We start from the raw sequence: 20,062 nt of genomic DNA, 5'->3' as shown, positions 1-20,062 counted from the left end.
TTATTACTAGAAAATACTGAAGATTTAACAACAGTTTTTAAAGAGGGAGGTTTATATAAATAATTAACAAAAAGATTAGTTGAAAAAATGTTGAATTCTGAAATGCAAAATTATTTAGGATATGAAAAAAATCAACATAATAATAGTGAAAATAATCGCAATGGTATAAATTCAAAAAAATTAATAACTCAACAAGGTAAAATTGAGATTAATGTACCACGAGATCGTAATAGTAATTTTGAGCCAGTAATAGTTGCAAAAAGACAAAGAAGATTTGATGCTTTTGATAAACAAGTTCTTTCATTATATGCCAAAGGCATGACTTTATCAGATATTAGAATGCAGTTACAAGAGCTATATCATGGTTCTGATATTAGTGAAAGTGTTATTAGTCAAATTACTGATGATGTTATTGATGATGTTAAAGCATGACAAAATCGGCCATTAGAAAGTGTTTATCCGATTGTTTATTTTGATTGTATAGTAGTTAAAGTACGACAAGATAAACGCATTATTAACAAATCAGTTTATATAGCACTAGTGGTTGATTTAGAGAGGCTTTTTAAAAATCTGTGTATCTTTTTACAAAGTTACTAGTTTAGATTAATTCTATCTTCAAATTTTATCATAAAATGAGCAATTGCTGTATTTCAATTTTGAATGGGCAGTGTTCATTTTTTTGTTATATTTTCAATTGCTAAGTAAAATATTTTAAAAACTGCCATATCATTTGGAAAAACTTTTTTATTTCTAATAACTTTTCGTAATTGACTATTAACAGATTCAATAGCATTTGTTGTATAAATCACTCTTTTGATTTCTGCATGATAACTAATAAAAACCATTAAATTATCTCAATTTTTATATCGTGATTTAGCAATTTGAGGATATTGTTTATTTCATTTACTTTCAAAAGATTCTAAAGCTTGCATTGCTTGTTCTTCACTACATGCACTATAAATTGGTTTTAAATATGTAACTAGTGATTTTCTATGTTTGTATGAAACATATTTTAAACTATTTCTAATTTGATGAACTATGCATAATTGATGTTCGGTTTTAGGATAAACTGATTGTATCGCTTCTGACATTTCTGTTAAATTATCACTACAAGCAATAAGAATATCATTTAAGCCTCGATTTTTCATTTCTGTGAAATTAGATAATCAAAACTTAGAACCTTCATTTTCACTAATTCATAAACCTAAAACATCTTTTTTACCTTCTAAATCAACTCCTAGTGCTATATAAACTGATTTGTTAATAATGCGTTTATCTTGTCGTACTTTAACTACTATACAATCAAAATAAACAATCGGATAAACACTTTCTAATGGCCGATTTTGTCATGCTTTAACATCATCAATAACATCATCAGTAATTTGACTAATAACACTTTCACTAATATCAGCACCATGATATAACTCTTGTAACTGCATTCTAATATCTGATAAAGTCATGCCTTTGGCATATAATAGACATATTCCGTAAATAAATTTAATCAATTGTCAATAATAATATTTATAAATTTTTTAGTGTTAATAATTATAGAAGTTAATATTTTTAAAAAAATACTTTAAAAATAAATTTATATTTCAAACACAAAAATTGTTAATATTATTTTTATATTAACTTGATAAAAATTTAAATTTTTAAAAAATATTAAAAATATTTTTTTATTTTAATAGTTTTGTTTTATTAAAAATTTCACAAAGTAAGTTAAATCTTAAGCACATAAGTCTAAATATACTTTTTCTACATTTATTTATTAAAATTTTGAATCTTTTTAATCAAGCAAAAACATGTTCAACTTTAATTCTAATTTTTGAAATAATTTTATTGTAGATTTTTTCTTGTTTAGTTAATTTTTTATTTTTAGTTTTTTTAATTGGTAATATAGTATTTTTATAAATATTTTGTATTCCTTGATATCCCAAATCACCAATAATTATTGTTTTTTCTGAAAATTCAAGATTTGAATTTTTTAATATTTGAAAATCATGTACTTTTCCATTATCAGCAAAAATATCAACAATTTTTTTATTAAAAAAGTCATATATAATTTTAAATTTTATAGAAAACATTCAACTTTTACCAGAAAAATATTCTAACTGTAGTTTTTTTTAGTTGGTCTTTCAATTTCAATTTCAGTTGAATCAATTAAATAAAATTGAAATTCATTTAAATCTTCTTGTTTTTTCTCAATTTTTGATTTATATTTTGTTTTTAAAAACTGATAATCTTTGTCATCACTAAGTTTATTTTCTACTCAAGTAATATTTCGAAAACAACTTGATGCACTCATTTTATATTTAATACTCATTTGGAAAAAGTATAATATTCTTTTCAGTATACTAAAGTCATCATCAATCTTTCTTCAACTGAAAGTTTATATTTTCTACCTTTATTTTTTTTAAATTTTCTATTTCAATTAATTTTGTTAACATTTCATCAAAATGAAAACGTTTTATACCAAAATATCTATAAAATTGTTCATTTTTTAATTTTTTTAAATTTTCAAAATTCATTTTTATCAACACCTTATTAATTTATTAATAAAGAAATTATAAAATAAATTTTAAATTATTAATTGACTTTTAAAAAATTTATTTACGGAATATGTCTAATGAAAGAACTTGTTGATCAAAACCATCAAATCTTCTTTGTCTTTTTGCAACTATTACTGGCTCAAAATTACTATTACGATCTCGTGGTACATTAATCTCAATTTTACCTTGTTGAGTTATTATTTTTTTTGAATTTATACCATCGCGAGCATTTTCACTAGTATTATGTTGATTTTTTTCATATCCTAAATAATTGTGCATTTCAGAATTCAACATTTTTTCAACTAATCTTTTTGTTAATTCTTTATATAAACCTCCCTCTTTAAATACGGTTTTTAAATCTTCAGTATTTTCTAGTATAAATCGGGACTTTCCTAAAAACTGTGTTTTTTAAATAAATTTTAGTTTTAAAATCACTAAGTTACACAGATTACTAAACATTACCAATAAATCTACTGCTTTTGATATTGGATTATTATTATTAATATTTTTTTAGACATAAGTAACTCACTCTTTCTAGTTATTTAATTTTATTTACTAGAATTAATTAAACATAGTTATTTTTGTAAGTTACACAGATTACTAAACATTACCAACCCAGTAGAAATGTGTTTCAATGCAAATCATAAAAGGTTTTTCTCATCTTCTTTTTTCAATACTTTTACAATTAGTTTGTTGCTGGTTTTCTCATAAACTCCAACAATCAAGGTTTTAAAAAACAAGGATCTTCCTTGTTTTTTAAAACCTAAATGTGAAAGATACATTTCATCCATCTGTGCTGCGCCATCATCAATGAACTCTGCATCTTGATTCCAAATTCTAGTTCTGATTTCATGACCCATTCTTCAAACTGTTTTATATGTCACACCCAATTCCCTTGCAACATCTGTTGATGGTATACCATGCTTTGTGTTTATTCATCTAAAGATGAGATAAAACCAAGATGTCAAAGGTGTTTTTGACTTGTGAAAAATGGTGTAATGAAGAATACTAAATGTTTGATGACATTTCAAACATCTTATTCTTCTCAAATCAGAAACATTCAAATTATAAGAAGCACACCTAATACATTTCATTACTTTCAACTTCGCTATATATTTCAAACAATCGTTTTCATTTTGAAATATGCTATTTAATTCATTTCAATTCATTTTTTCCTCCACACTAGTACATGTGGGGATAATTTCCAAAAATAAAATTATTAAAAATTTCAATTTCAATCTTTAATAATTTTATTTTATTTTTATATTGATTGTGAATTGGTATTATTTATAATTGTTATTCGTTGTTTGTCGTTTTTAATTGAACTTATTGCTTTAATGTTTATTTTTTTATTTGGTTCTGAAGTTTTAATTACTTTATATAATGGTACTTGTTTGTTATCTTTATTAAGATACTGATCACTAGTAATAGTAACAACAAGTTTTTCATTATTATTTAGTAATATTTCAACAAGAGATGTTGTTATTGGTGATTGTGGTTTAATTTTTCTTGAATTTGTTGTTGTTTTTTTCTTTAAAAACTTGTTTTTCTTTTTCTGTTATAAGATTTTCTGTCTTTTTACTATAGACATATTCCGTAAATAAATTTTTTAAAAGTCAATTAATAATTTAAAATTTATTTTATAATTTCTTTATTAATAAATTAATAAGGTGTTGATAAAAATGAATTTTGAAAATTTAAAAAAATTAAAAAATGAACAATTTTATAGATATTTTGGTATAAAACGTTTTCATTTTGATGAAATGTTAACAAAATTAATTGAAATAGAAAATTTAAAAAAACTAAAGGTAGAAAATATAAACTTTCAGTTGAAGAAAGATTGATGATGACTTTAGTATACTGAAAATAATATTATACTTTTTTCCAAATGAGTATTAAATATAAAATGAGTGCATCAAGTTGTTTTCAAAATATTACTTGAGTAGAAAATAAACTTAGTGATGACAAAGATTATCAGTTTTTAAAAAAAATATAAATCAAAAATTGATAAAAAAAAGAAGATTTAAATGAATTTCAATTTTATTTAATTGATTCAACTGAAATTGAAATTGAAAGACCAACTAAAAAAAACTACAGTTAGAATATTTTTCTGGTAAAAGTTCAATGTTTTCTATAAAATTTCAAATTATATATGACTTTTTTAATAAAAAAAATGTTGATCTTTTTGCTGATAATGGAAAAGTACGTGATTTTCAAATATTAAAAAATTCAAATCTTGAATTTTCAGAAAAAACAATAATTATTGGTGATTTGGGATATCAAGTAATACAAAATATTTATAAAAATACTATATTACCAATTAAAAAAACTAAAAATAAAAAATTAACTAAACAAGAAAAAATCTACAATAAAATTATTTCAAAAATTAGAATTAAAGTTGAACATGTTTTTGCTTGATTAAAAAGATTCAAAATTTTAATAAATAAATGTAGAAAAAGTATATTTAGACTTATGTACTTAAGATTTAACTTACTTTGTGAAATTTTTAATAAAACAAAACCATTAAAATAAAAAAATATTAAAAATATTTTTTTAAAAATTTAAATTTTTATCAAGTTAATATAAAAATAATATTAACAATTTTTGTGTTTGAAATATAAATTTATTTTTAAAGTATTTTTTTAAAAATATTAACTTCTATAATTATTAACACTAAAAAATTTATAAATATTATTATTGACAATTGATTAAATTTATTTACGGAATATGTCTTATATAGAACTTCTAAATATCTCCTTTTTTAAAAAAACCTATTTACTTTAAAATAAAAGTAAATAGGTAAAAAATTATATTAATTTTAGAAAAATTATATCATAGTATCTACATTTAATATATATATTTTTCATTTAGTCTTGTATTAGATAACTATTGTTTAATTAGAAATAGTTATTTCCTTAGAAGTTTTATAATTTAATTATTTATAAAAAATAAATGTATAGGAAATTAAATATCAATACTTATATAAGCGTTAATTATAATTTTCATCAAAAGTATTATTTTTTATGTTATTATATATTCAAAATTTAATAAATGTTCAATAACTGTTCATTCCTAATATAGTTATATTTCTATGTTAGGGTTTTTATTAAATTAAATTTTTAAAGAAAAGGAAAAAAGATTAAAAGAAATTCCTAAAGATAAAACTAAAACAAATTAATTAAAGTAGCAGTAAGCAATAGAACAGTTCTTGCTTATGCTTGAGACACCAGATTAGTCAATAAGAAACATTGTGAGGTTAAGTTACAAATTATGAAACAAATGATTATTTTTGTTTCTATTGTTACACCTGACTATGTAGAGATGAAAAACTTAGTTAAAAAATGACAAAAACAAGTAAGCGATTTAATAAATAAAACTGAAGTTCCAATCAGTGAATATAAAAAATTTTGTTTTAAAAAGAATTTCAGTACAATTATAAATAAAGATTGCATTTGCAATCTTTATTTATCTCTTTATATTAATTTTAAGTTATTTATTTTTTTTATTGATTTTACTTGGCATTTCTTGTAAATGAGTTACAATTGTATTAAAGTTTTAAAGGAACTTTAGAACAAAATATTTTGGTTTTTTTATAGAACTCGTTTAAATTTTTGTATTTAAATTAGGTTTTTTGTTTTATTATATCGTTTAAAGGAGTGAAAAATATGAAATCACAATTTTATAGAGATGGAATAATTTATTATGCAATGAGTTTAGAAAAGTGAGCAAATGTTGAAAATAAAACTTATTTTATAAAATATCATGATGTGATTTTAAAATTAACTGACATCATTAATTGGTATGATTTAAAAAATATTTCCGAAGTAAAAGTTTATAAGTTCTTAGCAGACGCTTTTAATAGTCGAATTTTAAAAGAAGTAGGGGATAACTAATGAAAATTAATTTAGAAGAATGCACAAATAATAAAATAAAATATTTAGAATCATTACCAGAAAAAACTAATGGAATGTCTTTAGTTATGTATCCAGTAAATTCATGAGCAGAAATAGTTAATAAATGTGCTTGTAGTAATTATAGTGATGAAGAAACAGCAGTAGTACTACAAACTAAAAAAGGTCCTAAAATATAAACCATTATAAAAAAATAAAAGGCGTATTAATTACGGCTTTTATTTTTTTATAATGGAGCGGGTGATGGGAATCGAACCCACGTCTTCAGCTTGGAAGGCTGTAATAATACCATTATACGACACCCGCAGTTATGTTAACCACCATGTATTTATATCATATTACTAAAATTAAAGTCAACTACTTTTGATAAACAAGTTAAAAAAAATTATTTTTTAATCTTTTTTTTCAATATGTTTATTTTTTTCTTTTTAAATAAAAGAAGTTTTTCTTTAAAGAAAAAATAAAAAATTACAAAAATAATTGAAGCTATAGCAAAAAAATGAGCAATTAATCATATAATTCAGAATTTATTAATATTTAAACTGAAAAGGAAAGTTGTACACAATATTGTGATAATTAGTGACAATGTTAAAAATACTAATAAAATTTGTTTTTTATTAGTAACTCATATTGGCATAATAAAAATAAATAGAATTATACTAGTAATTGGTCAAATCATAATTTGAATTGAAGTATTCATAATTTTGGCAACAAATGAGTTTTGAGATTTAGGAAAAAAATTATTAGTCATAAACATTAGTCAAACTAAAAATAAAAATAAAGAAGCAATTGTTAAAGTTATTTTGCTAATTAATAAAATTTGTTTTAATTTATTTTTTTCCATTTCACTCACCATTTAATAATAAGTATACTAAAATATTTTAAAAAATATTATTCTTTGTTTTTTTATTTTCTTTTTTGTTTTTTATGACTTTTAAAATCCATTATGACAAAGAAAATAAAAAGACCAATAATACTTACTGAAGAAATTACCATTAAAATAATTGCTCCAACATCCATTTTTTTTAACCTCTTTCAGTTTTTGTTTTTATTTTAAATAATTTATTAAAACCATTATGAATATTTTTATGATAAGTTAAGATAAAAGTTAAAAGTAAAACTAATCAAACACCAAGTGTTAGACCAACTGTACCATAGACAAAATTAGCATTGATAATATTAATAATAAAATCATAGATACCAGCAGCAATATTAATTAAAATAAAAATTGGTGCGATAATTAAAATTACTATTTTATATCCTTTTGTTCATTTCATTCATGAATTTTCATTATTATATAATTTTAATGTATCATATAGTTTTCAACCATATGGACTAATACCAATTAATAAAATAAACCCAATTATTAGTAATCAAATTTGTGCTACTCAGATTGCTAGCCCATTAAACAGCGCTGGTTAATTACTAAAGGTAAATAATAATGATACTGCCATTGCTCCTAATAATGATATTGCTAATACTTGTTTGCGCTTTAAATTAATTTCATATTCTAGACCATTTACCATTGATTCAACTTGACCAATTAGTGAGGACATACCCGCAAAGAAAAGTGTAACAAAAAATAATATTGCTAAAATATTTCCTAAAATAGGAATTTGATTATTAATAATAGCGAATAATTGTGGTATTACTTGGAAAATCAAAGCAGGACCTGCTTGAAATACATATTTAATATCAGTTTTACCTTGATTTTGAGCAATTGCACCTATTGAATTAAAAAAAATAATTGTTGTTAATATACCAATAACGATAGTAACAAAGGCTACTACAAAAGCTTGATTAGTACTATCTTGTTTTTCAGGATCATGAGCTGCATAAATATAAATGGTTCCTGTACATGTTGATAACATAAAGAATGATTGACCAAAAGCATTTTTTCATAATCCAGGATTTAATAATTCTTTAGCATCTAAATCAAACATTACATTTAATCCAAGCTTAGCACCCGATAATGTACTAGTATAAATTGCTAAAATAATAATCATTAAAAATAAAAATGGAATCATAATTTTATTGGCTTTTTCAATTCCTTTTTCAACACCACCTAATAGAATAATACCCAAAATAATTCATACACCAATTGTTGCAAGTAAAATCATTCAATTTAATTTACCTAGGCTATTTAAATCGCTAATATCTTGATCATTTGTTTGTTGTAAAATATTATGATAAAAATAAGAACCTTTATTTAAATTAGAAGTAAAAATAATAATAATATTAATTAAAGTTCATCCTACTAAAACACTATAATAAGTAATTAGTAAAATAACGGTTGTTGAATGCAATCAAGAGAAAAAAGCACCCTTTTTACCTCCAACATCACTAAAAAATTCAATATGATTTTTGCGATATTTATTACCAATTGTCATTTCAATAAATAAAACTGGTATTGCACAAATTACCATACATATTAAAAAAGGGATTAGAAAAGCACCATGATGGTTATACATTTGAGTTGGAAATCCTCAAATACCACCTAATCCTACTGCCGAACCAATTACTGAAAGTAAGAATCCTAATTTTGAGATATTTAAGCGTTGTTTTTTCATATTAATAAATGACCTCCTTTATAACAGTTAATTATACAAAAAAATATTTTATTAAAACCAATTTCAGTAAATAAAATTTTGTGATGTTATTTATTAATAATGTGTATTGAAAAATATATAGAAAATCAAAATTTTATTTTATTAAATAAAATGATATTATTAAAAATAAATAATAAGAAAAAAAACAAGGGTTTTGAGTAAATTTTAAAAAAGATTAATAAAAAATAAAACTTTTCCTTATATAAGGAAATAATAAAAATTTATTTTTTAGTGTTATTAATTTAATTATTTAAGTTTTTAAAATTATTTTTCATAATTTTAATATTAATAATTATATTACTTTCATTTATTTAATATAGGGTTATAATACAAGAAGTAATAAATAAAGACTAGAGTTTAGCTCATATTTAAGGATTGTAATTCTTAATATGGGTTTTTTTATATTAATTTTATTACTTTAAATTATTTTTTAGAAAGGATGAAAAATATGGATTTATCACCAGCAAGAAGTTATTCTTCTACAGAACAATTATTACCAAATGATTTAATATCAACTAATAATAGAAATAGGGTAGCACCTACTATAAGAGATGTATTACTTACTATTGGTAATTCAATGGTAACTGGGGGTAACTATTTATTATATCAAGATGGATTATTATCACTAGTACCAGCATTATGTTTTATGGTGGAAGGCGCAGTTAATTCAAAAATTTCGTTAACTAATTTAATATTAAGATATCGAAATATTAATAATGTAAGGATTAACAATTTATTAACAGGAGTAAGTTTTGCAACAGCACCATTATTACCGCTAGCAGTAACTTGACTTAACTGACCAACACCCAATCCAGATACATTACCTGTTACATATGCTTTTATTAAAGCAGCAGCAGCTTCAAGTTTAAATCACATAGTGACAATCAGTAAAAAAATATCAGAATGTTGTGTACCTAATAATGAAGAAAATGTAATAAATCAACAACGTAATATATGACAAAAAATAGGCAATACAGCAGCAAGTTTATTAGCGCCAATAACTATTGCTAGTGCGATTACTGGTGTTAGTCTTTTTGCATATCATGAATTAAGTAATCCAAATAATAATGATGATGATCAACCATTTTATAAAAAAAGATCAATTGCTTTTTGAGCAACAATAGCTGGTTTTGCAACAGTTGGTACTGGTTTATTAATAAATACTGGAATGGAATTATATGAAAATTGATGTGTGGATGTTAATAATTTTGATGAAGAAGATACTTATGAAAATGTTTCTAGCAGTACATCTTCGCCATCATCATCAAGTTCTGAAGATAGTGATGATAATACTTCATTATTAAATAAATCTTTTAATCCAGAAAAAATTAATAATGGAGAGGAAACACAATTAGTCATGTCAACTTCTCATGTTGTTGAAATACCTGATCCTAAACCACTTAATATAGCAACATTAAATTCTGAAGAACGTTTGCCTATTAAACAACCATCTTCAGAACGTCGATTATCAGTTTAATAATATTTAATGTTATAAAAATAAAAAGGTATTCTTTTAAGAATACTTTTTTATACTAATAATTTAATATTAGTGGTGCCCAGAGCGGGACTCGAACCCGCATGATTTCTCGGTAGATTTTGAGTCTACTGCGTCTGCCATTTCGCCATCTGGACAAAATATAGTTTACTTATTTATAAAAAATGAGGAATACTTCCTCGTCATTAATAAATATATAAAATGGTGCCCAGAGCGAGACTCGAACTCGCACAACCTGTAAAAGTCATCGGATCTTAAGCCCGACGTGTCTGCCATTTCACCACCTGGGCATCAAATGGTGTCCCCGGCAAGGATCGAACTTGCGACACCTCGGTTAAAAGCCGAGTGCTCTACCGCTGAGCTACGAGGACAAATTAATAAAATATATGGCTGAGGTGGTTGGATTTGAACCAACGCATGACGGCGTCAAAGGCCGTTGCCTTACCGCTTGGCTACACCCCAATAAGTAATATGGTGGAGGGGGAGGGAGTCGAACCCCCGAACTCGAAGAGATCTGGTTTACAGCCAGGTGCAGTTGGCCACTTTGCTACCCCTCCATAAATAATAATGGTGCTGATGACAGGAATCGAACCTGCAACCTACGGTTTACAAAACCGTTGCTCTGCCGGATTGAGCTACATCAGCAGGTAAATGGTGGAGTATGACGGACTTGAACCGCCGACCTATTGCTTGTAAGGCAATTGCTCTCCCAGCTGAGCTAATACTCCTTATTTTTTGTTTTATTAGAATTATTTATTCTTAAAAAACCTTAATCATTATAATAGATATTTTTCACATTTACAATTATTTTTTAAAGATAATGTAAAATTATTTTATTTTTAATTATTTTTTAAAAGAAAACTTAAGAGAAAAAACCAAAAAAAATGAGGCTTTTTAAAAATCTGTGTATCTTTTTACAAAGTTACTAGTTTAGATTAATTCTATCTTCAAATTTTATCATAAAATGAGCAATTGCTGTATTTCAATTTTGAATTGGCATTGTTCATTTTTTTGTTATATTTTCAATTGCTAAGTAAAATATTTTAAAAACTGCCATATCATTTGGAAAAACTTTTTTATTTCTAATAACTTTTCGTAATTGACTATTAACAGATTCAATAGCATTTGTTGTATAAATAACTCTTTTGATTTCTGCAGAATAACTAATAAAAACCATTAAATTATCTCAATTTTTATATCATGATTTAGCAATTTGAGGATATTGTTTATTTCATTTACTTTCAAAAGATTCTAAAACTTGCATTGCTTGTTCTTAACTACATGCACTATAAATTGGTTTTAAATCTGTAACTAGTGATTTTCTATGTTTGTATGAAACATATTTTAAACTATTTCTAATTTGATGAACTATGCATAATTGATGTTCGGTTTTAGGATAAACTGATTGTATTGCTTATGACATTCCTGTTAAATTGTCACTACAAGCAATAAGAATATCATTTAAGCCTCGATTTTTCATTTCTGTGAAATTAGATAATCAAAACTTAGAACCTTCATTTTTGCTAATTCATAAACCTAAAACATCTTTTTTACCTTCTAAATCAACTCCTAGTGCTATATAAACTGATTTGTTAATAATGCGTTTATCTTGTCGTACTTTAACTACTATACAATCAAAATAAACAATCGGATAAACACTTTCTAATGGCCGATTTTGTCATGCTTTAACATCATCAATAACATCATCAGTAATTTGACTAATAACACTTTCGCTAATATCAGCACCATGATATAACTCTTGTAACTGCATTCTAATATCTGATAAAGTCATGCCTTTGGCATATAATGAAAGAACTTGTTGATCAAAACCATCAAATCTTCTTTGTCTTTTTGCAACTATTACTGGCTCAAAATTACTATTACGATCTCGTGGTACATTAATCTCAATTTTACCTTGTTGGGTTATTAATTTTTTTGAATTTATACCATTACGAGCATTATCACTATTATTATGTTGATTTTTTTCATATCCTAAATAATTTTTCATTTCAGAATTCAACATTTTTTCAACTAATCTTTTTGTTAATTCTTTATATAAACCTCCCTCTTTAAAAACTGTTGTTAAATCTTCAGTATTTTCTAATAATAAATCTACTGCTTTTGATATTGGATCATTATTATTAATATTTTGTTTTTTAGACATACGTAACTCACTCTTTCTAGTTATTTAATTTTATTTACTAGAATTAATTAAACATAGTTATTTTTGTAAGTTACACAGATTACTAAACATTACCAAAAAAATAATTTTATGTTAAATATTACTATTTTATACCTATTTTCAGTTTTTATATATTTTAAATATAATATTTTTTTATAGTTTGCTACAATTTTTTTGAGCCATATTTATATTAAAAAAAAGTGAAAATTTATGCAAAAAATTTCAAAAAAATTATCAAAGTTAGATAAAATTAGCTTTTACGTATTTATAACTATGTTAATAGTAATGATTTTAGGATTAATTTTAATCGGAACAGTATCTTGAACAGTTAAACCTCTAGGAGCTAAAGTGGCTGAAAGTCATGATGGGTTTTTAATTTTAATAAATTCTCATCCTTGAACTATTGGAGATTTTATTAAGGGTAGTATAACTAATTTTGGTGTTACTATGTCATTAACTGATTATTTTGATAAATTAAAAATTGCATTTGCTGCATTAGGTGGAACTGCAACTTTAACAGGCCCAGCAGCACAGTTACAAATAGGATTAATCTTATCGGTTATTGCTACTCCAATCTTATTGTTTACAATTATTATTATTTTTGGATACAGTTGTTATTTAAAAGTAGTGAAAAAAATAAAAATAGCAATTTATTAATTTTAAAAAATTATTATTTTTCACATTAAAGTAAGAATTTTTTTATTTATTTTATAGTAGTAATATAACAATGATATAATTAAAAAAAATAGGTGATAATAATGATAACTAAAAATTGATGAAAAAAATTACCTCTTGATGAAAAAATAATTACTATTTTATTTTTTTCTGGTTTTATATTTTTATTATTAGGGTTAATTATGTTATTAAGTATTAAAATAGAAAACATTTTTAATGGATTTAATTTTATTTATATAAATGGTGTAATTGATAGTTTAACATATCAAAGTAGTCAAGGAATAACAGTAGATATTTTCTTTTTAAAGGTAGGGATTATTTTTACTATTTTCTTAATGCCAATTTGTTCTAGCTGTAGTATAATTTGATTTATTATTAAACGATTAATTTTTAAAAAATAGAGGTGAATAATGAAAAATAATGATTCATTTATTGAAATGATAAATAAAACTTTGGATAAAACGGTTAATTTAGATTTTAAAACTTTAAAAGGTCATAATATTATATTTATTGTTGATATGGTTAATGGCTTTGCTAAAAAAGGAAATTTATTTTCACCTAATATTAATTCAATTATTAAACCAATTAAAAATTTATTAGCAAAAGTAAATACTAATGAAACCAAAGTTATTGCTTTTAATGATGCTCATAATGAACATAGTCCCGAATTCCATACTTTTCCTAGTCATTGTTTGGAAAATACTGTTGAATCAGAGTTAGTAGAAGAATTAAAATTTGACAATATTAAGATTATTAAAAAAAATAGTACTAATGGTTTTTTTGCTTTTGATTTTAAGCCAAATTTACAATGGGATAACATTATTATTGTTGGTTGTTGTACTGATATTTGTATTTATCAATTTGCTATTAGTTGTAAAACTTGATTTAATCAGCACAATAAAGAAGTAAATGTTATTGTTCCGATGGCAATGACAAATACTTATGATCAACCAGAGCATCCAACTCATATTTTAAATCAATATGCATGATATTCAATGCTTAAAAATGGCATTACTATTGTTAAGGATGTTATTTAATTAAATGAAATAAATGAAAAATTATCTTTCATTTTTATTGAATGTATTAATCAAGGTTTTTCTGAAGAAAAAGCACAATATTCTATTCAAGAACAAATAACTAAGTATATAGTAGAAAGTTTTTTAATTAAAGAACAAAAAATGGTAAATGAAATAAATCAATTTGATTTTATAAATGCGCCATCAACTAGTATTGGTATATATAGCTAACTAAAGTAATGTTTACTCATAAATAATGTAAAATAATAATATGTAATTTAAACAGTTTTTTAATTTAAAAGTACAATTCAGCAATATTTAAAATAGATTAGGAAGATTAAATTATGCCAAAACCATACAGTGAAGACTTACGAAGAAAAGTAATAGAAGCCTATGAAAGTAAAAACATGAAAATTAAAGAAATTTGTAAAGTGTTCAATATTACTAGAAAGACTTTATTCTTATGAAGAAAAAGAAAAAAAGAAACTGGGCATATAAAACCAATTTTGAATTATCAAAAAGGACATAGCCACAAAATAAAGGATTTAGATGAATTAAAAAATTATTTAGCGTAAAATAAAGATGTTACAGTTCAAAAAGTAATTGAAAAATTTGGTGATATGACTAAAGAAACAGTTTATAACTATTTCAAAAAACTAAATTATTCATATAAAAAAACTTTTTTATATGAATAAAGAGATAAAAATAAACAAGAATATTTTTTAAAAGAAATAGCTAAAATAATGAATGAAGATTTAGTATATATTGATGAATCTGGAATTGATGATAATGAATTTTATAAATATGGTTGATCTGAAAAAGGTAAAAGATTATTTGATAATAAACCCGCATATAAAATAAAAAGAATGATTATAATTGGTTCACTAAATAAAGGTAAATTAAAAGCCCTATGAGCGTTTGAAGGACATTGCAACAGTAAAATTTTTGAATCATATGTAAAAAATATACTAATTCCAGTATTAAAGCGTGGACAAATTATAGTTTTAGATAATGCAACGTTTCATAAATCTAAATTAACACAACAATTAATTGAAAATACTGGATGCAAACTATTATTTCTTCCGCCATATTCTCCTAATTTAAATCCAATTTAACATTTTTGATTTGCTATAAAACATAATATAAGAAAAATATTACCAAATTATTGACCAAATATTAAAAAAGCGATTGATTTTGTTTTTCAAGATATGAGTAAAATAATAATATGTAATTTAAACAGTTTTTGAATTTAAAATTACAATTCAGCAATATTTAAAATATATTAGGAAGATTAAATTATGCCAAAACCATACAGTAAAGACTTACGAAGAAAAGTAATAGAAGCCTATGAAAGTAAAAAAATGAAAATTAAAGAAATTTGTAAAGTGTTTAATATTACTAGAAAGACTTTATTCTTATGAAGAAAAATAAAAAAAGAAACTGGACATATAAAACCAATTTTGAATTATCAAAAAGGACATAGCCACAAAATAAAGGATTTAGATGAATTAAAAAATTATTTAGCACAAAATAAAGATGTTACAGTTCAAAAAGTGATTGAAAAATTTGGTGATATGACTAAATAAACAGTTTATAACTATTTCAAAAAACTAAATTATACATATAAAAAAACTTTTTTATATGAACAAAGAGATAAAAATAAACAAGAAGATTTTTTAAAAGAAATAGCTAAAATAATGAATGAAGATTTAGTATATATTAGACATATTCCGTAAATAAATTTTTTAAAAGTCAATTAATAATTTAAAATTTATTTTATAATTTCTTTATTAATAAATTAATAAGGTGTTGATAAAAATGAATTTTGAAAATTTAAAAAAATTAAAAAATGAACAATTTTATAGATATTTTGGTATAAAACGTTTTCATTTTGATGAAATTTTAACAAAATTAATTGAAATAGAAAATTTAAAAAAAACTAAAGGTAGAAAATATAAACTTTCAGTTGAAGAAAGATTGATGATGACTTTAGTATACCGAAAAGAATATTATACTTTTTCCCAAATGAGTATTAAATATAAAATGAGTGCATCAATTTGTTTTCGAAATATTACTTGAGTAGAAAATAAACTTAGTGATGACAAAGATTATCAGTTTTTAAAAATAAAATATAAATCAAAAATTGAGAAAAAACAAGAAGATTTAAATGAATTTCAATTTTATTTAATTGATTCAACTGAAATTGAAATTGAAATACCAACTAAAAAAAACTACAGTTATAATATTTTTCTGGTAAAAGTTGAATGTTTTCTATAAAATTTCAAATTATATATGACTTTTTTAATAAAAAAAATGTTGATATTTTTGCTGATAATGGAAAAGTACATGATTTTCAAATATTAAAAAATTCAAATCTTGAATTTTCAGAAAAAACAATAATTATTGGTGATTTGGGATATCAAGGAATACAAAATATTTATAAAAATACTATATTACCAATTAAAAAAACTAAAAATAAAAAATTAACTAAACAAGAAAAAATCTACAATAAAATTATTTCAAAAATTAGAATTAAAGTTGAACATGTTTTTGCTTGATTAAAAAGATTCCAAATTTTAATAAATAAATGTAGAAAAAGTATATTTAGACTTATGTACTTAAGATTTAACTTACTTTGTGAAATTTTTAATAAAACAAAACCATTAAAATAAAAAAATATTTTTAATATTTTTTTAAAAATTTAAATTTTTATTAAGTTAATATAAAAATAATATTAACAATTTTTGTGTTTGAAATATAAATTTATTTTTAAAGTATTTTTTTAAAAAAATTAACTTCTATAATTATTAACACTAAAAAATTTATAAATATTATTATTGACAATTGATTAAATTTATTTACGGAATATGTCTATTGATGAATCTGGAATTGATGATAATGAATTTTATAAATATGGTTGATCTGAAAAAGGTAAAAGATTATTTGATAATAAACCCGCATATAAAATAAAAAGAATGAGTATAATTGGTTCACTAAATAAAGGTAAATTAAAAGCCCTATGAGCATTTGAAGGACATTGCAACAGTAAAATTTTTGAATTATATGTAAAAAATATACTAATTCCAGTATTAAAGTGTGGACAAATTATAGTTTTAGATAATGCAAAGTTTCATAAATCTAAATTAACACAACAATTAATTGAAAATGCTGGATGCAAACTATTATTTCTTCCACCATATTCTCCTAATTTAAATCCAATTGAACATTTTTGATTTGCTATAAAACATAATATAAGAAAAATATTACCAAATTATTGACCAAATATTAAAAAAGAGATTGATTTTGTTTTTCAAGATATGAGTAAACATTACTTTAGTTAGCTATATATCATTTACCATCATTTAAAATACAACTTAACTTATAATTACATTTATTTAAATTATTATTTGCAAAAAAATGTCATAATATAATATTGTAAATTAATAAGTAAAGAACAACTAAGTAAGTTATATAAAAACCATTCTGAAAAGAATGGTTTTTATATGTTTTATTAAATTTATTATTAGGAAATTATTTTTTACCTAATAATGTAAACATTTTCTTTTTGTATACTTCAACACCAGGTTGGTTAAATGGGTCAACACCCAATAATTTTGCGCTAACAGCACAAACCTTCATAAAGAAATAACTAGCATAACCAAACATTTTGCTATCCATTGTATCCCATTCTAATAAAATATTTGTAGTTTTTCCTACTATTTCATCACTATGAGCTTCAATAGTTCCTTGTAAGGCAATATTATTAATTTCATGTAAAGAATGTTTTGTTAAATAATTTAATTGATCATTGTTTTCTTTATCAAGTGGAATTTTGATATCTTCATTAGGTTTTTTGATTTTTATTACTGTTTCAAAAAACATTTTTGAACCTTCTTGAATAAATTGGCCCATTGAATGTAAATCAGTTGAAAAAACAACACTAACTGGTAATAATCCTTTGCCATCCTTACCTTCTGATTCACCAAATAATTGTTTTCATCATTCACATAACATTTGCATTTGTAATTCATAGACTACTAAAATTTCAACTGCTTTATTATTATTTTTATGTAAATGATAGCGAGAAACTGCATATAAATAAGCATCATTAACATCAATTTTATCGCTTTTACATTCTTTTGCTGCTAATTGTGCACCAGCAATAATTTCTTCACAGTTAATCCCTGCTACCATCATCGGAAAAATACCAACAGGAGTTAAAACAGAGTATCTACCACCGATATTATCGGGGATAACAAAGTTTTCATATCCTTCTTTTTTTGCCAAATCATGGAGTACTCCTCTTGTTTTATCAGTAGTAGCGATAATTCTGTTATTAACAATATTCTTATTTTTCTTTTGTTTAATTAATAGTTCTTTTAACAAACGAAAGGCAATTGCTGGTTCAGTAGTAGTTCCTGATTTAGAAATAACATTAATGGCAAATTCTTTATCTTTTAAATATGATAAAACTTGGTGAACATAAGTTGAACTCATAGTATTACCCATATAAATTACTTTAACAGGAGCAGTATTATTAAATAAACCTTGCACCATATCAATTCCTGCTCTAGCACCTAAATATGATCCACCAATACCAATTACTACTAAAACTTGTATTTTTTTTTGTAGTTTCAATGCTAGAGTTTTCATCCGCTTTCAAGAGTCTTGAAAAGTAATGTCTTTTTGGTATGCAAATGGAAAATCAATTCATCCTAATCAACCATCTTCATTTTTAGCATTACTTTCCAGTTCGACGTTAATCGCCGTTACTTTTTCTTGATATAAAGTTGATAATTCTTTCATATCTAAATTAGTAAACTTTAAATTAGTTTTTATCACTATTCTATAACCTCCTTATATTATTTAAAATTAAAATATTAATTCGTAATAATACTATTTAATATTTATAATAAAAATATAGTTGTAAAAATTTTAGGTTGGAAGAAAAATAGTATTTTAATTATTTTCTTCTTTTTTAAATCAATTATCAACAGTTTCTCTTATTGGTGCAAATCCTTTACCATTTTCTTCAATTGAAGAATTATTCTTTTCAACTAATCCTTGTTCTTTTGTACTTAAACTTAATTGTTGTTTAGTATGATCAATACCCGTTATTTCTGCTTTAACTGATGTACCAATTGTAAAATAATCACTAACATTTTTAACAAATTTAGGGGTAATACGACTAATGTGAATTAAACCAGAAAATCCATTTGGACACTTACAAAAAACTCCAAATTCCTTTATTCCAGTTGGAGTTACGGTAATAATGTCACCAACTTGAAATTGTTGAACATTTGATTCATTTTCTTCATTTTTAATAATTGTACTCATAATAAGTTAATTCCTCTTTCTTTTGTATAATTTAATAATACATAAAAATATTATAACATTATATTTAATCTTGAAGTTAAAATTAATAATATTAATTTTATGAATTTCTAAACATTAGAATGAGAAATTATTAATTGATTTTAAATTTAAAGATTATTAGAATATTAAATTTGTTAGCAACTTGTTTGTTTTTAAAGAAATGAATGTTATTTGTAACAATATCACTAATTTTTTTAATATTTTTCTTTATTTTATACTTAAAACGGTAATTTAAAATAAATAATAAAA

At 23.0% G+C, this 20,062-nt stretch carries 27 protein-coding genes, 8 tRNA genes and 1 pseudogene; 16 read left to right on the top strand and 20 right to left on the bottom strand.

Features of this window, described 5'->3' with window-relative positions; all coding sequences use genetic code 4:
- Positions 1-87 precede the first annotated feature (87 nt).
- Positions 88-597, top strand: a complete 510-nt coding sequence (locus ABWV63_RS02875) for a transposase (RefSeq protein WP_353306728.1) — start codon at positions 88-90, stop codon at positions 595-597.
- Here the strand turns inward: ABWV63_RS02875 and ABWV63_RS02870 are convergent.
- From ABWV63_RS02870 to ABWV63_RS02845, 6 genes are all read right to left on the bottom strand, one after another.
- Positions 594-1,505, bottom strand: a complete 912-nt coding sequence (locus ABWV63_RS02870) for an IS256 family transposase (RefSeq protein ID WP_353306727.1) — start codon at positions 1,503-1,505, stop codon at positions 594-596. The two genes, ABWV63_RS02875 and ABWV63_RS02870, sit on opposite strands and share 4 nt — an antisense overlap.
- A 171-nt stretch (positions 1,506-1,676) precedes the next feature.
- The gene (locus ABWV63_RS02865) at positions 1,677-2,084 is read right to left on the bottom strand and encodes a transposase family protein (protein WP_353306726.1); all 408 of its coding nucleotides are present in this window, start codon (positions 2,082-2,084) and stop codon (positions 1,677-1,679) included.
- A 23-nt stretch (positions 2,085-2,107) separates the two neighbouring features.
- Positions 2,108-2,323, bottom strand: coding sequence for a hypothetical protein (locus tag ABWV63_RS02860; RefSeq protein WP_353305932.1), 216 nt, complete (start codon positions 2,321-2,323; stop codon positions 2,108-2,110).
- A 31-nt stretch (positions 2,324-2,354) separates the two neighbouring features.
- Positions 2,355-2,528, bottom strand: coding sequence for a hypothetical protein (locus ABWV63_RS02855; protein WP_353305886.1), 174 nt, complete (start codon positions 2,526-2,528; stop codon positions 2,355-2,357).
- A 78-nt stretch (positions 2,529-2,606) separates the two neighbouring features.
- Entirely contained in the window at positions 2,607-2,867 is a 261-nt protein-coding gene (locus ABWV63_RS02850; protein ID WP_353307160.1) for a transposase, read from the bottom strand.
- Positions 2,868-3,124: 257 nt separating this feature from the next.
- Positions 3,125-3,718: a hypothetical protein gene (locus tag ABWV63_RS02845; protein ID WP_353306725.1), complete on the bottom strand. Its 594-nt coding sequence runs from the start codon at positions 3,716-3,718 to the stop codon at positions 3,125-3,127.
- Between the two features lie 513 nt (positions 3,719-4,231).
- Between ABWV63_RS02845 and ABWV63_RS02840 the strand changes: the two genes are divergently transcribed.
- From ABWV63_RS02840 to ABWV63_RS02820, 5 genes are all read left to right on the top strand, one after another.
- Complete coding sequence (locus tag ABWV63_RS02840; protein ID WP_353305528.1) at positions 4,232-4,405, top strand: hypothetical protein; 174 nt, start codon at positions 4,232-4,234, stop codon at positions 4,403-4,405.
- Between the two features lie 268 nt (positions 4,406-4,673).
- Positions 4,674-5,081 (top strand): transposase family protein, encoded by a 408-nt coding sequence (locus ABWV63_RS02835; RefSeq protein WP_353306724.1) that lies wholly within the window; start codon positions 4,674-4,676, stop codon positions 5,079-5,081.
- A gap of 738 nt (positions 5,082-5,819) precedes the next feature.
- A complete protein-coding gene (locus ABWV63_RS02830; RefSeq protein WP_353306723.1) occupies positions 5,820-6,080 on the top strand; it encodes a hypothetical protein in 261 nt (86 codons plus the stop codon).
- A gap of 134 nt (positions 6,081-6,214) precedes the next feature.
- Positions 6,215-6,442: a hypothetical protein gene (locus ABWV63_RS02825; RefSeq protein WP_353306722.1), complete on the top strand. Its 228-nt coding sequence runs from the start codon at positions 6,215-6,217 to the stop codon at positions 6,440-6,442.
- Entirely contained in the window at positions 6,442-6,639 is a 198-nt protein-coding gene (locus tag ABWV63_RS02820) for a hypothetical protein (protein ID WP_353306721.1), read from the top strand. The genes ABWV63_RS02825 and ABWV63_RS02820 overlap by 1 nt, the downstream gene beginning before the upstream one ends.
- A 53-nt stretch (positions 6,640-6,692) precedes the next feature.
- Here the strand turns inward: ABWV63_RS02820 and ABWV63_RS02815 are convergent.
- The 4 genes from ABWV63_RS02815 to ABWV63_RS02800 all read right to left on the bottom strand — a co-directional run bounded on the left by ABWV63_RS02815 (position 6,693) and on the right by ABWV63_RS02800 (position 9,030).
- Positions 6,693-6,766 (bottom strand) — tRNA-Gly (locus ABWV63_RS02815).
- A gap of 79 nt (positions 6,767-6,845) precedes the next feature.
- Entirely contained in the window at positions 6,846-7,304 is a 459-nt protein-coding gene (locus ABWV63_RS02810) for a hypothetical protein (RefSeq protein WP_353306720.1), read from the bottom strand.
- Positions 7,305-7,485: 181 nt separating this feature from the next.
- Positions 7,486-7,737, bottom strand: coding sequence for a hypothetical protein (locus ABWV63_RS02805; RefSeq protein WP_353306719.1), 252 nt, complete (start codon positions 7,735-7,737; stop codon positions 7,486-7,488).
- A gap of 141 nt (positions 7,738-7,878) precedes the next feature.
- The gene (locus tag ABWV63_RS02800) at positions 7,879-9,030 is read right to left on the bottom strand and encodes a sodium-dependent transporter (RefSeq protein WP_353306718.1); all 1,152 of its coding nucleotides are present in this window, start codon (positions 9,028-9,030) and stop codon (positions 7,879-7,881) included.
- 487 nt (positions 9,031-9,517) lie between these two features.
- Between ABWV63_RS02800 and ABWV63_RS02795 the strand changes: the two genes are divergently transcribed.
- Positions 9,518-10,546, top strand: coding sequence for a hypothetical protein (locus tag ABWV63_RS02795; RefSeq protein ID WP_353306717.1), 1,029 nt, complete (start codon positions 9,518-9,520; stop codon positions 10,544-10,546).
- 73 nt (positions 10,547-10,619) lie between these two features.
- Here the strand turns inward: ABWV63_RS02795 and ABWV63_RS02790 are convergent.
- From ABWV63_RS02790 to ABWV63_RS02755, 8 genes and pseudogenes are all read right to left on the bottom strand, one after another.
- Positions 10,620-10,701 (bottom strand) — tRNA-Leu (locus ABWV63_RS02790).
- 65 nt (positions 10,702-10,766) lie between these two features.
- Positions 10,767-10,854 (bottom strand) — tRNA-Leu (locus tag ABWV63_RS02785).
- Between the two features lie 6 nt (positions 10,855-10,860).
- Positions 10,861-10,935, bottom strand: a tRNA-Lys gene (locus ABWV63_RS02780).
- 16 nt (positions 10,936-10,951) lie between these two features.
- A tRNA-Gln gene (locus ABWV63_RS02775) sits at positions 10,952-11,026 on the bottom strand.
- A 10-nt stretch (positions 11,027-11,036) separates the two neighbouring features.
- Positions 11,037-11,121, bottom strand: a tRNA-Tyr gene (locus ABWV63_RS02770).
- Between the two features lie 11 nt (positions 11,122-11,132).
- Positions 11,133-11,209, bottom strand: a tRNA-Thr gene (locus tag ABWV63_RS02765).
- 7 nt (positions 11,210-11,216) lie between these two features.
- Positions 11,217-11,292: transfer RNA gene (locus tag ABWV63_RS02760), tRNA-Val, on the bottom strand.
- A gap of 197 nt (positions 11,293-11,489) precedes the next feature.
- A pseudogene (locus tag ABWV63_RS02755) lies at positions 11,490-12,728 on the bottom strand (IS256 family transposase).
- 228 nt (positions 12,729-12,956) lie between these two features.
- Between ABWV63_RS02755 and ABWV63_RS02750 the strand changes: the two are divergent.
- The 9 genes from ABWV63_RS02750 (at position 12,957) to ABWV63_RS02710 (ending at position 17,778) form a co-directional block, all read left to right on the top strand.
- Complete coding sequence (locus ABWV63_RS02750; RefSeq protein WP_353306716.1) at positions 12,957-13,403, top strand: hypothetical protein; 447 nt, start codon at positions 12,957-12,959, stop codon at positions 13,401-13,403.
- 101 nt (positions 13,404-13,504) lie between these two features.
- Positions 13,505-13,822 carry a hypothetical protein gene (locus ABWV63_RS02745; RefSeq protein ID WP_353306715.1) on the top strand — a complete coding sequence of 106 codons (318 nt, stop codon included), beginning with the start codon at positions 13,505-13,507 and terminating at the stop codon, positions 13,820-13,822.
- Positions 13,823-13,831: 9 nt separating this feature from the next.
- Entirely contained in the window at positions 13,832-14,458 is a 627-nt protein-coding gene (locus ABWV63_RS02740; RefSeq protein ID WP_353306714.1) for an isochorismatase family cysteine hydrolase, read from the top strand.
- Positions 14,459-14,781: 323 nt separating this feature from the next.
- Positions 14,782-15,012, top strand: coding sequence for an IS630 transposase-related protein (locus ABWV63_RS02735; RefSeq protein ID WP_353306713.1), 231 nt, complete (start codon positions 14,782-14,784; stop codon positions 15,010-15,012).
- 168 nt (positions 15,013-15,180) lie between these two features.
- On the top strand, positions 15,181-15,552 hold the full coding sequence (locus tag ABWV63_RS02730) for an IS630 family transposase (protein ID WP_353306712.1): 372 nt from the start codon (positions 15,181-15,183) through the stop codon (positions 15,550-15,552).
- A 183-nt stretch (positions 15,553-15,735) separates the two neighbouring features.
- Complete coding sequence (locus ABWV63_RS02725) at positions 15,736-16,023, top strand: IS630 transposase-related protein (RefSeq protein ID WP_353306711.1); 288 nt, start codon at positions 15,736-15,738, stop codon at positions 16,021-16,023.
- A 232-nt stretch (positions 16,024-16,255) separates the two neighbouring features.
- A complete protein-coding gene (locus ABWV63_RS02720; RefSeq protein WP_353306710.1) occupies positions 16,256-16,714 on the top strand; it encodes a transposase family protein in 459 nt (152 codons plus the stop codon).
- Positions 16,702-17,109: a transposase family protein gene (locus tag ABWV63_RS02715; RefSeq protein WP_353306709.1), complete on the top strand. Its 408-nt coding sequence runs from the start codon at positions 16,702-16,704 to the stop codon at positions 17,107-17,109. The genes ABWV63_RS02720 and ABWV63_RS02715 overlap by 13 nt, the downstream gene beginning before the upstream one ends.
- A gap of 195 nt (positions 17,110-17,304) precedes the next feature.
- Positions 17,305-17,778, top strand: coding sequence for an IS630 family transposase (locus ABWV63_RS02710; RefSeq protein WP_353306708.1), 474 nt, complete (start codon positions 17,305-17,307; stop codon positions 17,776-17,778).
- Between the two features lie 190 nt (positions 17,779-17,968).
- Here ABWV63_RS02710 and ABWV63_RS02705 read toward each other — a convergent pair whose 3' ends face one another.
- On the bottom strand, positions 17,969-19,279 hold the full coding sequence (locus ABWV63_RS02705; protein WP_353306707.1) for a glucose-6-phosphate isomerase: 1,311 nt from the start codon (positions 19,277-19,279) through the stop codon (positions 17,969-17,971).
- Positions 19,280-19,396: 117 nt separating this feature from the next.
- Entirely contained in the window at positions 19,397-19,774 is a 378-nt protein-coding gene (locus tag ABWV63_RS02700; RefSeq protein WP_353306706.1) for a S1 RNA-binding domain-containing protein, read from the bottom strand.
- Between the last annotated feature and the right edge of the window lie 288 nt (positions 19,775-20,062).

It is taken from the genome of Spiroplasma ixodetis, assembly GCF_040369795.1.
Lineage (GTDB): Bacteria > Bacillota_I > Bacilli_A > Mycoplasmatales > VBWQ01 > Spiroplasma_E > Spiroplasma_E ixodetis_B.
This window is presented reverse-complemented; position numbering and strand designations above follow the sequence as displayed.